General features: G+C 48.4%; 13 protein-coding genes. 4 read left to right on the plus strand and 9 right to left on the minus strand.

The features are described 5' to 3' along the window. Positions 1-111: 111 nt before the first annotated feature. Positions 112-1,128 (minus strand): LacI family DNA-binding transcriptional regulator, encoded by a 1,017-nt coding sequence (locus CHH60_RS15695; protein WP_095360020.1) that lies wholly within the window; start codon positions 1,126-1,128, stop codon positions 112-114. A 324-nt stretch (positions 1,129-1,452) separates the two neighbouring features. On the opposite strand from CHH60_RS15695, the gene CHH60_RS30095 reads away from it, so the two are divergent. From CHH60_RS30095 to CHH60_RS15700, 3 genes are all read left to right on the plus strand, one after another. Further along, the gene (locus tag CHH60_RS30095; protein ID WP_217989991.1) at positions 1,453-1,623 is read left to right on the plus strand and encodes a hypothetical protein; all 171 of its coding nucleotides are present in this window, start codon (positions 1,453-1,455) and stop codon (positions 1,621-1,623) included. A gap of 95 nt (positions 1,624-1,718) precedes the next feature. Beyond that, positions 1,719-1,922, plus strand: coding sequence for a hypothetical protein (locus tag CHH60_RS29810; RefSeq protein WP_176476078.1), 204 nt, complete (start codon positions 1,719-1,721; stop codon positions 1,920-1,922). A 134-nt stretch (positions 1,923-2,056) separates the two neighbouring features. Beyond that, on the plus strand, positions 2,057-3,769 hold the full coding sequence (locus tag CHH60_RS15700; RefSeq protein ID WP_095360021.1) for an ABC transporter ATP-binding protein: 1,713 nt from the start codon (positions 2,057-2,059) through the stop codon (positions 3,767-3,769). 98 nt (positions 3,770-3,867) lie between these two features. On the opposite strand, the gene CHH60_RS15705 is transcribed toward CHH60_RS15700, so the two are convergent. The 6 genes from CHH60_RS15705 to CHH60_RS15730 all read right to left on the minus strand — a co-directional run bounded on the left by CHH60_RS15705 (position 3,868) and on the right by CHH60_RS15730 (position 11,810). After that, positions 3,868-4,782, minus strand: coding sequence for a class I SAM-dependent methyltransferase (locus CHH60_RS15705; RefSeq protein ID WP_095360022.1), 915 nt, complete (start codon positions 4,780-4,782; stop codon positions 3,868-3,870). 196 nt (positions 4,783-4,978) lie between these two features. After that, positions 4,979-6,202, minus strand: a complete 1,224-nt coding sequence (locus CHH60_RS15710; protein ID WP_095360320.1) for an MFS transporter — start codon at positions 6,200-6,202, stop codon at positions 4,979-4,981. 171 nt (positions 6,203-6,373) lie between these two features. Next, positions 6,374-8,437 (minus strand): molybdopterin-containing oxidoreductase family protein, encoded by a 2,064-nt coding sequence (locus tag CHH60_RS15715; protein ID WP_095360023.1) that lies wholly within the window; start codon positions 8,435-8,437, stop codon positions 6,374-6,376. Between the two features lie 394 nt (positions 8,438-8,831). Then, a complete protein-coding gene (locus CHH60_RS15720; protein ID WP_095360024.1) occupies positions 8,832-9,671 on the minus strand; it encodes a formate/nitrite transporter family protein in 840 nt (279 codons plus the stop codon). A gap of 163 nt (positions 9,672-9,834) precedes the next feature. Further along, positions 9,835-10,305, minus strand: a complete 471-nt coding sequence (locus tag CHH60_RS15725; protein WP_176476079.1) for a DinB family protein — start codon at positions 10,303-10,305, stop codon at positions 9,835-9,837. Between the two features lie 143 nt (positions 10,306-10,448). Further along, a complete protein-coding gene (locus CHH60_RS15730) occupies positions 10,449-11,810 on the minus strand; it encodes an FAD-dependent oxidoreductase (protein ID WP_095360026.1) in 1,362 nt (453 codons plus the stop codon). 515 nt (positions 11,811-12,325) lie between these two features. Between CHH60_RS15730 and pelA the strand changes: the two genes are divergently transcribed. Then, positions 12,326-13,498, plus strand: a complete 1,173-nt coding sequence (gene pelA, locus CHH60_RS15735; protein WP_255247949.1) for a pectate lyase — start codon at positions 12,326-12,328, stop codon at positions 13,496-13,498. A gap of 73 nt (positions 13,499-13,571) precedes the next feature. Here the strand turns inward: pelA and CHH60_RS15740 are convergent, their stop codons facing one another. Both CHH60_RS15740 and CHH60_RS15745 read right to left on the minus strand, forming a co-directional pair. Continuing rightward, on the minus strand, positions 13,572-14,051 hold the full coding sequence (locus tag CHH60_RS15740; RefSeq protein ID WP_095360028.1) for a glutathione peroxidase: 480 nt from the start codon (positions 14,049-14,051) through the stop codon (positions 13,572-13,574). A 143-nt stretch (positions 14,052-14,194) separates the two neighbouring features. Continuing rightward, a complete protein-coding gene (locus CHH60_RS15745; protein WP_095360029.1) occupies positions 14,195-15,007 on the minus strand; it encodes a ferric iron reductase in 813 nt (270 codons plus the stop codon). Between the last annotated feature and the right edge of the window lie 28 nt (positions 15,008-15,035).

Here is a 15,035-nt window from a genome sequence, read left to right on the forward strand (position 1 = left end):
TTCATCTCCTGTTCAACGAGATTTACGTAATGATCATTAGATTATTTAGTTGAGATACGGTCCCTTATGCTCCCGGCATACTAGGGACCATTCCCATCCAAATGCTGCTTCTTACGCGGGCTGGGTACCCGACTCTGCCTGCACAGAGCGTACAGACTCGCGTTCCACCATATCAATCGTCAACGTATATGATGGGTTCACGGCTTCACCATTCAGCATCTGGAACAGCAGATGTCCTGCAAGTGATCCGGCCTCGTGCTTCGGCTGCCTTATGGTAGTGAGGGGGGGACGAACGAATTCAGACAATTGAATGTCATCAAACCCGATAACCGAAATATCATTTGGCACGGATATGCCGCTCTCTTCCAATGCCTTCAAACCACCTATAGCCATTTCGTCATTCCCGTAAAATACAGCGGTTGGAAGCTCGCCCTGCATAATCATCATTTTGGTTGCGCTATGCCCACCTTCACGAACGAAATTGCCGCTTAGACGCCATTTGGATTTCTCCTCAAGCCCTGCTTCCTTCATGGCTCTCAGATATCCCTGGTAACGCAGGGCATTATCATACGAGTTGGATGGACCGCTAATGTAGGCAATCTTCCGGTGCCCCTCATTGATCAGGTGACGCGTAGCCAGGTATCCACCTTGTTCACCGTCAACCAGCACATTGACCAGATGGTCACCCGACAAATGACGATCCATTACAATAATAGGAAAACGCTGCCCGGCCGATTCCACCAAAATGTCATCATGGATGTTGTGTGCGAGTACAATCGCACCATCCACTCTCTTTTCCCGCAAAAACCGGACTGCAGTCGAATCACGACCACCCATCGAACTGCATGCAATCAGATCATATCCATTCGCAAGCGCCACATCCTGAACACTGCGAATCAACTCCGAGTAATACGGACCCGAAAGATCAGTCAGAATTAACGCAATCGTATTCGTCCGGCTCCGTTTCAGGTCCATGGCAAAGCCGTTTTTGCGATAATTCAGTTCCCGGGCTGCCTCCAGCACTTTTGCCTTGGTCTTGGCGCTAACCTTGCTGTCCCCGTTTAATGCATAGGAAGCGGTCGAGAGCGCCACACCTGCCAGCTTTGCCACATCCTTAATCGTTGCCATTCCACGCTCGCTCCTTCTAACTTGACCAATTATAAGTTACCTACATTTTATACTGTAAATGGTTGTGACAACCACCAAATTCTATACTTTATCATTAAATGATAGCCGTTTTTATTCAATCGAAACGTTTCGAAGTGATATCAAAAAAAATTCTTCCATTTGACTTCTTGTCCAACGGCTCATTTGGACCAGCTTTAACTGGAGATCCATTAGCATCGAGACAGGCCCTTCAATGTACAACTCAACAGGCAGTTCCTTACAAAGATCGTATGGACATGCTTCTTGGCAAGACATTGAAACGTTTCGACATTTTTATTATAGTCGGTGTTGATAGCGATTTCAACCTCTTTATTCATTTTCACCGAAATAAATGCCGTTGGCAATGGCCAAGTCTATGAGATCGAAGAAGACAAGTTTTACGGATTGGATCCACTATCGGTTATTGAACAGCTGCAGACTATAATGCACAAAATAACATTGTCCATGGAACATTGATCATAGTTGTCCATTTACAAATGTAAAATCTTCCTCTATGTTATTAATGAGAATAATAATCATTATTGATTATCACAGGAGGAACTTACCGATGTTTGCCGTCAATTAACGTTTTTGGCCATCATTATGATTCTGTCTGCCTGCAGCAGTGGTGCAGGTACGAAAACTATCAACGGTTCGACCGAAACAACCTGCCGGCTGTGAAGAACAACCAGGTGTACGAACTACAGGAGGATCGCTACTGGTACTTCGATCCGATCACAATCCAAGGTCAGGCAGAGGACAGAGGACTTCGCTGATATGATCGTGGAACGTGCGCAGCAGAACCGCAAGTTAATAGCATTTATAAGATAATCCAACACGACTGAACGCTGTGTCTGGACAGGCCTTGAAGCCTGCCTGGGCTTTTGCGTTATAGAAGGGAGAAATACATATGCTTCGCCGTTTCATGGCGTATTACCGTCCTTACAGAGGACTTTTTATTCTGGATTTCTCTTGTGCCATTGCAGCTGCCCTGCTGGAACTCGTGTTTCCGCTGGCAGTAAACCAGGTGGTGGACAAGCTGCTCCCTGAGGGCAACTGGTCTATGATTCTAACCGCATGTGCCGCATTGCTCGGCATTTATCTGCTCAGCTCCTTTTTCCATTTTGCAGTCACCTATTGGGGACATAAGCTGGGGATTAACATTGAGTCCGATATGCGGAGAGAACTGTTCACGCGTGTACAGAAGCAGTCCTTCCGCTTCTTCGACAATAACAAGACAGGCCACCTCGTTTCACGTATGACCAATGATCTGATGGATATCGGAGAGATCGCGCACCATGGACCGGAGGATCTATTCATCGCCCTGATGACGCTGGCAGGTGCCTTCGGTATCATGCTCAGCATCAATTGGCAGCTCGCCGTACTGACCTTCATCATCGTGCCGCTGATGATCTACCTGTCCCTGTATTTCAGCCGCAAGATGTCCAGTGCCTTCAAACGCATGTTTGCCGATATTGCAGACTATAATGCACGGGTCGAGAACACGGTCAGCGGAATCCGTGTGGTACAGGCTTTTGCCAATGAAAATCACGAAATCGGTCGTTTTACTGAAAATAATGAACGCTTCCGCCTCACTAAACTAATCACCTACCGCATTATGGCGTGGAACTCCTCGCTTAGCTTTATTTTGATGAAATTCGTCTCGCTGTTTGTGCTTGTATGCGGAACATGGTTTGTCATTCAAGGAAGTATGACCTACGGGGAATTTATCGCCTTCGTAATGCTGTCGAATATTTTCCTGGGTCCGATCAAACAGATTAACTCTGTCATTGAAACCTATCCAAAAGGCATTGCGGGTTTCAAGCGGTACCTGGAACTGCTCGAAGCTGTGCCAGATGTAGAAGATACACCGCAGGCCAAGCCTATCACAAGTGTAAGCGGAGATATCGCTTTCCATAATGTTAGCTTTTCCTATGGTGAACATAAGCCTACATTGGACCAGGTCAATCTGGAGATTCAAGCCGGGCAGACCGTTGCACTGGTTGGACCCTCCGGAGCGGGCAAATCCACGCTGTGCAGCCTGATCCCGCGCTTCTATGATGTGGATGCAGGCCATATCACCATTGACGGCATTCCGGTCAAGAATATGACACTGGAGTCGCTGCGTTCCAATATCGGCATTGTTCAGCAGGACATATTCCTGTTTGACGGCACCATTCGTGAAAATATTGCCTACGGCAAATTGAATGCATCGGATGAGGAAATCTGGGAAGCCATCCGCCGGGCACAATTGGAAGAGCTGGTACGGTCACAGCCGGAAGGACTCGACACCATGATTGGTGAACGCGGCGTGAAATTGTCCGGAGGACAGAAACAGCGCCTGTCCATCGCGCGCATGATTCTGAAAAATCCGCCAATCCTCATCCTGGACGAGGCAACTTCGGCTCTGGATACCGAAACAGAAGCCGCCATTCAGCTGGCACTGTCTGAGCTTGCTCAGGGGCGTACAACGCTTGTTATTGCGCACCGACTGGCAACCATTCGGCATGCGGACCGCATTATTGTCGTAGAGAACGGTGGCGTGGCCGAACAGGGCAGCCATGATGAACTTCTCGAACGAGAAGGCTCCTATAGCCGACTGCATCAGGCGCAATTTGGATAAATTGTTTCATTATTTAGCTCAAACACCCTTCCTCCTGACTTATCGGAGGAAGGGTGTTTTACTAATTTAGAGTATGCCAAGCTACACCCTAAATTCGCTTATTTTTTTACAACATGGATAAAATGAATCGTCTCAAAAGCAATCAATTCATCTGTACGATTGTTGAAGTATCTCTCCTGGATATCGTCTGGTGTTAGATGCTCATAGATGAGAAGTCCTATATCCGCCAGCAGGCGTTCGATCTCGTGATACGCAAAACAGGATTGCATTGGCTCGCCCGAGGACGCAGCCAGCTTCAACATGTTCTCTACCCGATTAAAGATGCCTTTCTCCTCAAAGAGTCGTTCATCTGCATAATCCAGTACCAGCGAGCTTCCGGATGGAAGGTTGGCGAAAGCTTGCCGCAACAGATTGAACAATACCTCTTTGGGCAGGTAATACGAAACGCCAAGCAGGCTGAGGAACGTTTTCTGATTTTTGAAACCTCTGCTGGTCAGATTTTCATAAGCAAACCCATGCGTAAAGTCCATTGGGATCAAGTGCAAGTTGTCTGGGATCGACAGGTTGGCCCAACTCAGCCTATCACTCTTAAACTGCTGCGTGGCCGGATGGTCAACTTCAAAAATATGCAGCCTGTCGCCCAGTTCCGGGGTTCTTAACGCAAAAGTATCCATTCCGGCTCCCAGAATGACGTAATGTTTGGCTCCCAGGTTGACTTCGTGAAGCAGCACCTGCTCGCAATAGGCTGCCCTCGCCAAAGCAATGGGAGACAACTGGACTTGGGTGATCCACCTCAATACTTTATCGGGGTCTTCCTTCACCATATCGGCCATCTCGGGATTGAAGAAATGAATGCCCTGCACCATATTCTCCCGAATCTGTTCAAACTCCTGTGGAGAAATCAGAGCCTTGGCTATGTGATCATTGAAAATCAGAGGTGAGTCATACTGGCTGTGATAGGCGCGGCCAAAGGCCGAGATCAAAGACGTAATGCTGGATTCATTTGACTTCATATTTATCCTCCCGCATAACAAAATAAGGTCCCCCTGGCCAGGAGAACCTTAGTATATACGGAATCAATCAATATGTAAATTATAGCATAAAAACACATTTTTGTCAATCGAAATTTTGTGGAACATACAGACAAGCTGGATGGATCTTCTGCTCATCCAACAAGTCTGCTCCAATGATACTCCCGCTTAGAAGACTCTAGGTATCCAACCCATACTCCTTCACCTCACGGTGGCGATTCAGGACGGCATGAAGTGCAAAACCGAGCAGTGCCACCCCTGCCATCGCCGTTGCCAGCCAGGCTACGGAGATCAAGCCCTGTTTATCATACATCACACCCATCACATAAGGGCCGATGACACGACCAATCGATCCGATCCCGCCGGAGACTCCAATGTAAAATGGTGCAGCTCTGCCCGCATGGTCGGAAATGAAGGCAGGGGTTGCGGGTGAGATCAGCATTTCTCCAAAGGTCGCCAGCACCATCGCAAACACCATGCCCGGATAGCTGTACATCGTGATCATGACGATATAAGCCAATCCATAGAATATCGCACTCGCTGCCATCTGCGCAGTGGAGGTGCGAGCCATGGTGCGTTTAACCCAGCTCGTGAACGGTTGGCCTACGAAGATCAGAACCCCGTTCAGTGTCCAGAGCAGTCCGTACATTCGTTTCTCCATCCCTTCCGAGATGATATACGGCGATACACCTGTATTCCAGATGGAATTGCCAAACAGGATGAATAATACCCCCAGGCTCATAAACAGATATAACCTGGTGTTGCCAAGCAGCGCCCAGATCCCGGGACCATTCTGGACCGTTTTGCGTTTCGTCAGATGCACTTCTCCCTGATTGGTATCCACCCGCGACAGATAGTACCAGAAGAAGACTGCAAACCCGGCAGAGGTCACCCCGTTCAGTACAAAGCTGAGGTGATAGGAAAAGTCAGCCAAGAAACCGCTGAGTGCCGTCCCAATCGCTACACCGATGTTGTTCGCTACATAAATAATATTGAACAGCTCTCCCCGCCGCTCGGCAAACCGAAAGCCAATGAAGGCCTGGATTGCAGGCAGCGACAAGGAACTGAACAAACCGATCCAGCCCATGGCACATATAAATACAACCCAGTACGCACTAATCCAGGGCAGGGCAAACAGGCCAATTGCATTAAGGGCAAGCGATCCAATGATCAGCTTCTTCACGCCGACCCTATGATATAATGCACCGCCGAGCAGCTGGCCGAAGATGCCCCCGAGCGACTGGATCAAAATGACGAATCCCGCGTTAGCCATCGTCCGCCCGAGTTCATCAAATACGTACATTGTGGTCAGCGGCCACATCAGGGCACTGCCTGTCGCGTTAACCAGACTTGCCAGCAAAAATACTTTGACTTCTTTTGGATATGTATCCAACCATCTCATCATCTTCATTCATTCTCCTTGCTACCTTAAACGAACAAAACAAACCTCCACTCACGGCGGCTTAAACTACCTGAGCGGAGGCCATTTGTATATTAAACATTGCCTTTTATTCTTGCTTCAAGGTTTATCCCTTGTTCATCTTACCTGAAAAGCCTCATTCTGCAAGTACACTCATTGACGCTTCACTTCGACAGTGGCCGAGAAGAACGTTGCCCCGTTGCCCATGTCCGACAGCCGATTAGATGTCAGTGAATTCACCCGCTGTTTCCGTCCGCTTCCATCCCACCATAAGCCTTGGCTAATAACCGTACCCGGCAGCATGGATTCGCTCACCTTGGCAATCAGTTCGATCCGTCCCCGGTCATTCCACACGACCACGGCATCGCCATCTTCAATGTTTCTGTGAGCCGCATCCTCCGGATGAATCTGCAGCATGGGCATTTTCTCCATACGTTGATGCTTCTCCGTATTGGCAAAGGTTGAATTCAGGAAATTGTGATTCGGTGGCGACAGGAACATAAGTGGATGCACATCATCAGGTCCTGCCGGATGTTCCCCGTCATACCCTTCAACTAGAGCACGATATGTAGGCAGCGGCGGAAGGCCTCTTTCTGCCATCGTTTCGGAATACAGCTCGATCTTCCCGGATGGCGTAGGCAGCTGTTCCAGGAATGACTCATGCGACGACATGTCCAGTTTCACAAAACGATGCTCCTGAAGGGCCTCCAGCGTTACTCCATTCATATAAGGATTACCTGTATCCGCGAGAGCGTCTGCAATCATCTGTTCCGGCGTCTCACCGAAAATCTCCGGGTCATATCCCATCGCCTGTCCCAGCAGCGAAAACAGCTCCACATTGCTCTTGCTCTCGCCCATTGGGGCAATGACCGGTTCCTGCAGATGAACATATTGATGCCAGTAGGACGTATACAGATCTGTCGCTTCAAACGAAGACTTGGCCGGCAGCACAATGTCTGCATACTTAGCCGTGTCCGTCATGAACAGATCATGCACAACAGTAAACAGATCTTCCCGTGCAAAACCTCGCTCCACCCGCTCAGTATCCGGTGCCACCACCAGTGGATTGCTGCAGTAGACCATCAACGCCCGGATCGGCTGCTGGTCTTCCAGCAATGCTTCGCCAATCCGGTTCATGTTCACAACCCGTGCTTCCGGGTTGTTCCGAAGCTCTGGACGCTCCAGCGCGTCGCTATTGGTGCTCGCATAGCTGTTGGTGCGTACGGCTCCGCCGCCTCGCTTCAGCCATTGTCCCGTGATGGCAGGCAGACAGGCAATGCTTCGCACATTCATGCCTCCGTTGTCATGGTGCTGAAGACCGTTGCCGATGTGAATATGTGCCGCCTGTGCGTTTCCGTACAGCTCAGCCAGCTTCACGATGTCTGCTTCCGGTACACCTGTTATGCGCGCGACCCGTTCAGGGGTGTAGTCGCGGACATGATCACGCAGTGCCTCATGACCCACAGTGTACTTTTGCATAAAGGCCTCATCCGTCAGGCCCCGGTCAAACAGTACATTCATCAGTCCCAGTGCGAGTGCGCTGTCTGTCCCCGGGTAGAGCGGAATAAACCAATCTCCCCATTGAGCTGTACGATTCCGGTGAACATCAATGACCACGATTTGGGCACCTTTTTTGCGGGCTTTTTCAGCCAGGACAACCTGGTGCATGTTTGTACTGACAATGTTGCCTCCCCAGACCAGAATAAGGTCCGAATGCTCCGTATCTTCGGGCAAAGTTCCCCGATTGGCGCCCATCGTATATTTCCATCCGGTATTCCCGGCCGCGTTGCAAATCGTTTGCTCCAGCATACTTGCACCAAGCGCATTGAAGAAACGACGATCCATCCCATCTACTCCAAGAATCCCCATGTTGCCGTAGAAGCTGTATGGCAGAATACTCTCCGAGCCGTACTTCGCGGATATCGATTTGAATTTTCCCGTAATCTCATGGATAGCCTCATCCCAGCTTATACGTTCGAACTTGCCTTCACCTTTCGCGCCGACACGTCTCATTGGATATTGCAGCCGTTCGGGATGATATACCCGCTCTGCCATGTTTCTGACTTTATTGCAGATGGCACCTTTTGTAATCGGATGGTCAGGGTTCCCCGTCACCTTCACGATTTTACCGTTCTCCTTATGAAGCAGCAGGCCGCAAGTATCCGGGCAGTCAAGCGGGCAAACCGCCGGAAACACGCCATTCTCCTGATCGATCATATGTACAAGTCCTCCCCAATTAAATCTATCCTTACATCATATAATTTTGGAGGTAATGGCGTAAAGAGAACAGTCATGTTTTCCGCGTTTCAGGCCTGATGCTTTTATTCCAAAAAAAGTTTTGGCCCTATGATTCATCCTCGAATTTCAGGGGTAAATTAAAAACAAGGCATTAGGTTAGTGTTTCCCCACTTCCTCCTCATGCCATATCATGGACCACTCCCGAAATTCGCCATGAACAGGTTTCGTTCCCCCGAACCTTGTCATGGCGAATTTATTTTGTCTGCAAAAAAAGCGATCCCATCTTCGCCGGCTTACGGTATAACATACACCGTGACCTCATGGCAGTAAGGGATCGCTTTAATATATTCAGAAGTTGAAATTGTACGAGCAATTATGCCTGTTTGCTCCACATCGGTCTGGCCTCCGGCTCTACTGGCTGAACAACCGCTTTGACCTCGGGTTCCGTCTTCCGCAGGTACACCATCCAGTAGGCAGCCGCAACGAACAATGCGCCTCCCGTCAGATTACCGAGCCATACCGGGATAAAGTTTATGATGTACTGCCCCCATGAGTAGTGTCCTTCGAAGATGGCAGCCGGAATAAGAAACATATTGGCAACCACGTGCTGAAATCCAATAGCGACAAAGGCCATGGTCGGAAACCAGATGCCGAGCACCTTGCCGCTCATCGTATCCGAAGCGTAAGACAGCCACACCGCCAGGGCTACCAGCCAGTTACACCCGATTCCGGATATAAACGCCTGTAGAAAGCCGTCATGCAACTTGTGACCTGCCATATCCACGACCTTGGTCAGATATACTCCTTCTCCTGTGAGACCAAGCACATGCCCGAACGCATATGCCACGAACAACGCACCCAAAAAGTTCCCGATCGTGACCAGAGTAAGATTCTTCAACATGCTGCCTACGGACAGTTTACGGGCTAGCGTAGCAAGCGGTACTGCCATCATATTGCCTGTCAGGAGTTCTCCCCCGCCAATCAATACCATGATCAAGCCTACAGGGAATACCGCTGCACCGATCAGGTTAACCAAGCTGCCCCATTCCGCCGGGGCGGAGGCAATCACGCGAATATCCAGCAGGAAGCCAAGCGCAATAAAAGCCCCTGCCAGGAAACTGAGAACAAGCACAGAGGACACCTGGTTCTGTCCTTTCTTCATCCCTGTGTTCACCGTATATTGTGCAACCTCAAGAGGTGTCTTTGCCGCCATGCCATCCTCTCCTTCACTATTCATGAACGAAATCAGCTTACATCGTTGATATGTTCATTGTATCGCGAAGGGTTCGGCAGGTTTGTTACTTTTATCACAAAGTCCTAAAAGTCCCTTGTTCCAGCTTCCGTGCTCTCTTGCTTGAGTGCAGCTGGTTGGTTACTTATTCTGTTCCCAGGTTATGATGTTCACCAAAAATCTGCTGCAGATGGTGCTTCAGATGCTGGACGTAATCTTGTGCCAGCCACTCCATCGTAACCACACTTCCATCAGGTAAGACACACGTCGCTGATTCCCCTGTTTCCGGCATGCTGGATAGAACACGAATGACGGACTGATTCAGACTGATCCAGAGATTTAACACCTCTTCAATCGGTGCACTGACATATTGTTGGCTCTCTACCCATTGGTCTTGATGATAAGGCGTTATAGACAATGGTTCGGTCTGATGCTGCATTTGGACAAACCTACTTACGTTATGAAGAGCCGAATCACATAAATGACCAAGAATCTGAAGACGGGACCATTTCCCTTCCATGCGTGGCTGTACAAGTTCATTTGGATTCAGCGCAAGAAACGAGCGAGGTACGGATTGTAGCAGAACTTTGAGCTCGGATACTGTATTTGTAAGCATGTTGTGAACCTCTCCTTCATGTTCATATCTATTGCGGTTGACCTCTAACCTGTTGTTAAATATAGCACCCATTTCTAGAACCAACTACATCAAGTTATATAAAAAACTGCCGCATTTCTGCGGCAGTTCCCGGATTTATTTATTTAAACCATCGCTGGTGCTTTTACTTCTACTGGAGGCAAAGCCTGAAGACCAGCCGAATTCAGGAAGTTCCATGGTTTGTTGTAATGCGGTTGGAAGAAGAAGTCGATGAAGGCGAGCTCATCTACGGTCATGTTGTTCTGAATGCAAACCGAGATTGTATTGATCGACTGTGTCAGATCCGCCTTGGACATCACCTGTGCTCCGACGATGCGGCGTGTCGCCTGTTCGTAAATGACTTTGAGCAGCAGTTTCTCAGCCGTTGGCATGAACTCTGGACGATAAGCATCTTCAAGCGTTACAGCTTCCACCACCAGCCCGTCATCTGTAGCAGATGTTTCGGTTAGTCCTGTACCTGCAATATTCTGGTCGTAAATTTTAATTCCTGATGTCCCTTGTGTACCCATGTACGGCGTTGTTGGACGAACCAGGTTACGAGCTACCAATGTACCCATTCTTACGGCATTGGTCGCCAGTGGAATGTAAGAAGCCTTGCCTGTCGGATTATAGTGAATGGCACAGCTGTCACCTGCAGCGAACACGTCTTTTTGGCTTGTTTGCATATATTTATCCACGATAATTGCGCCGTTCGGCAGCATATCCACCTGGCCTTTGAGCAATTCGGTATTTGGACGGAAACCGATGCACAGGATTACGAGGTCTGTCTCGAATTCACCTTTCGATGTGATCACCTTCGTTACCTTGCCATTCTCTCCGGTGAATTTCTGTACCGTCTGGCCCAGTGCAAGCTTGATCCCGCGTTCAGTCAGTGTGTCCTCAATGGCATCTGTAAACTCGGGGTCCAGATACTTATTGAGAATCCGGTCCACACTATCGATCAAGGTGACTTCCTTACCGTTCATTTGGAATGCTTCAACCAGTTCAATACCGATGTACCCTGCACCGACAACGGTAACGCGTTTGGCTTCTTTGGCTTTTTCGATGATCGTATTGGAATGGTTGTAGTTTTTGCAGAGCAAGATGTTCTCCATCTCGATCCCCTCAAGTTTTGGAACGACAGGCCATGAACCTGTTGTCACGATGAGCTTGTCGAACGTATCCTCAAATTCTTCCCCTGTTTTCAGGTTTTTAGCCTGAAGTTTATGATTCGCGGCATCCACTGCTGTAACCTCATGCAGCATCTTGGTGACTACACCCAGCTCAGCCAACTGGTTTGGCGAAGAGTAGAACAGTCCATCCGGATCCTTCACAACCCCGCCGACATAAAGGGCAATACCGCAAGACAGGAAGGAAATGTTGTCATTGCGCTCATACACCGTGATGGTAGCATCCGGGTACAATTTGGCGGTATTGATAATAGCTGCGGTTCCTGCATGTGTACATCCGATAACTGCGATTTTCATAATAAAGGTCCCCCTTGGAGTTATAAAATATATGTGCTTCATTTATCAGTTTGCTGCGATTGATTCCTGGAATTTAAGTCGACAATGGTTTTACTCTCTTGTGAATACATTCACTAATGAAACTAAACGATTATGTGAAAATATTCACTACCAACTTGGTGACTTTGTGATTTATTTCACTTCATGTACTCATTATAATGTGATCTTTTTCACATTACAAGTGTTTTCTTAAAAATATTTAAAAAATAGGATATCTCCCCTGCGGACGACCCGTTGCCTCAACCTCTAAGACCTATTGTCCCCTGACTAATAACTGTTTATGCTATTGAACCTTTTGGAGTAAAAAGGCCTTCATCCTCACCGCATAGTTAGGCTAGCGGTTGATCGGTGAGTAATAACAAATATAAATTTTAAGTTATCAGTTGATTTTTGTATTAGAAAGCGCTTACAATGATATCGACCCTTTATTTGGATTTTATATGAATAGAATACCAATTATGTTGGGAGGCATTCATTTGAAGAAACGTTCCATCTCTGTTTCATTAACACTGGTTCCTGTCACGGCAATCATCGCCATGTTGACCGCAGATATCGCCAGGCCCGTTGTTGCTTTTGCAGATTCCCCGCCTGTCACCATTAAAACGGAGGTGTTATCCTCCAAAACTTCTGCAGGGGTTGATGTATCTTCACTACTGAATAAGTTCAGGGATTACAGTACGTTCTCTACGGGAGACTTGGCCAAGGACACTGCTTATGCGCTAAACATCGTGTCCTGGCAGCTGCCGCATGGTGGATTCTTCAAAGCAATGGAGGAGAAGTACAAGTCTTCATGGGATGGCGTGACACCGCGTTCGGATTGGAAAGATCCCAAAGGCGTAGAGCTCGGAACGTTTGATAATGATGCAACTACAACCGAGATCCGCTTCCTGGCTGATATGTATGAAAAGACGGGCAACCCCCTCTTCCGGGACAGTGTCCGCAAAGCGGTGGATTTTATCCTCGTCTCCCAATATCCTTCAGGCGGATGGCCTCAGGTTTATCCACAGCGGAGCAATTACTCCGACAGCGTTACATATAATGACAATGCCATGGTGCGAACCATGGTGCTCATCGACGATATCATTGAGAAGCGTAAAGGCTTCAACAACGATATTCTGAGTGAGGATACAAGGTCGAAACTGGCTTCAGCCTTGGATCAAGGAATCGCATATACATTGAAAGCTCAAATTAAAAACGGCGGTGTGCCTACAGTTTGGGGTGCACAGCATGACCCTGTAACCTATGCACCTGTATCCGGCAGAGCCTATGAGCTGCCCTCCAAATCCGGATCCGAGTCTGTTGCCATCACGGCTTTCCTCATGTCTAGGCCTCAGACACCCGAGATTGAACGTGCAGCCAAAAGCGCCCTCCGCTGGTTTGATCAGGTCCGAGAAGATGGAACCAAATATAATCGTCAAGGACCGGTGTATTTCGAACCTGACCCGTCCAGCGTGATCTGGTACCGTTTCTACAATGTAGATGAAGATGTGCCCTTCTACGCGGACCGTGACGGCAAGAAGTACATGGATATTATGGACATCAGCGAGGAGCGGCGGCACGGCTACTCCTGGGCAGGAAACTATGCCCGTAATCTCCTGCAGCTTGCCTCGGATCAGGGATATTACAATTTAAGCAAACCGCTTCCTTAACTTTCTTGGTAAAAATAGCATCAAAAAAGCCTGTCCTCCGACAATGGAGGCAGGCTTGATCTGTTCTATTTGATTATCCCAACAGTTTCTCAATCTCTGCAGTCATCGCTTCAGGAGACTCTTTGGGTTCAAAACGTCCCACTACTTTACCTTCACGATTGACCAGGAATTTGGTGAAATTCCATTGAATCGTGTCGTCTTCAGCTGCCCCTGGCTGCTGCTCGCGAAGATACTGGAACAAAGGATGCGCATCCTCACCGTTCACGTCTACTTTGGCGAATACAGGGAAGTTCACACCATAGTTTATTTGGCAGAAGGATTCGGCTTCCTCGCTTGTACCCGGCTCCTGTCCTCCAAACTGATTACAAGGGAAACCCAGTACGACCAAACCCTGATCGCGGTAACGATCATACAGCTTCTGCAGCTCTCCATATTGCGGAGTCAATCCACACTTGCTGGCTGTATTGGCGATGACAAGAATTTTACCTTGGTACAGATCCAGTGATACTTCCTGATTGGCTGGTGTTACGGCCTGATATGAATATACGGACATGACTGATTCCTCCCATGATCGATGTTGGTTTTGGGGCAGCTGTCATTACCTTGTATGTATACAACATAATACAGCGCCTGTCTCCATATTATAGACCCGGTGCTTACCAATTACCAAATTCAGCCTTGAGGCCTTCCTGCCTGTCAGCCAGACTTGGATGCCAAGATGTCATCATAACGCTTCTGCCGTTCGGCCTTACTAAGTTTGGGACAGCTATAACAATAATTTTGGCCTCCGTACACCTGGTGATGAAGGCAGCATACCGGCTTCATCAGCATGGTCTCTCCCGGTTGATGTGGATTATCAATCTCTACCGGCTTGAACGATAACAGATTCTTCTTCATCCCGAGCAGACTGGCAGGTAGAGCAATGACATGTTCATACCCTTCAATCACCGCATCTCGCTCAGCTTCTTCGATGTTCATTTGTAACGCTGTCATCTTGTACCAGCGGAGCATAGAGGCAAGCTGTGACCACATCTGACCAAGGTTCGCTTCTCCGGCAGAGGCAACCTCTTCGATCAAAGGACGAAGCTGCTCCGTGTAGTATGCGGTTAGGATATCTTTTCGCCATGAGGATTGGGCTGTATCTATGAGATTCACTGGTGCAGGGTGAGGATGCTCTGTTCCATCCAGCAGTTGAAAACCAAAGGCTGCACGGCCATCCTGAACCTCGAGCTGCAGCTTCATGTTCTCCAGTGAAAGATCAAGCCATGTATCACATAGTGCCGTCATATAATGAATCCCCAGCATCAGCCCACGCACCGAATGCATGAAGTACACCGCTGCGGTTCGGATTGAATCTGCCTGAAGATGTTGATTATATACATCCAGCAGCTCTCTCGCCTTCTCCGGTTGTCTAAGCTCGGTCATGTGAATCTCCCAAACTGGTTCATCCCCAGAAACGGTTGTGATTCTTCCATATTGCTGTAACCAGGTATAGTTGATTGCTCCCATCTCATCATGCCTCCCATGAATGCGAATG

The organism is Paenibacillus sp. 7523-1 (genome assembly GCF_002276415.1).
GTDB classification, from domain to species: domain Bacteria; phylum Bacillota; class Bacilli; order Paenibacillales; family Paenibacillaceae; genus Paenibacillus; species Paenibacillus illinoisensis_A.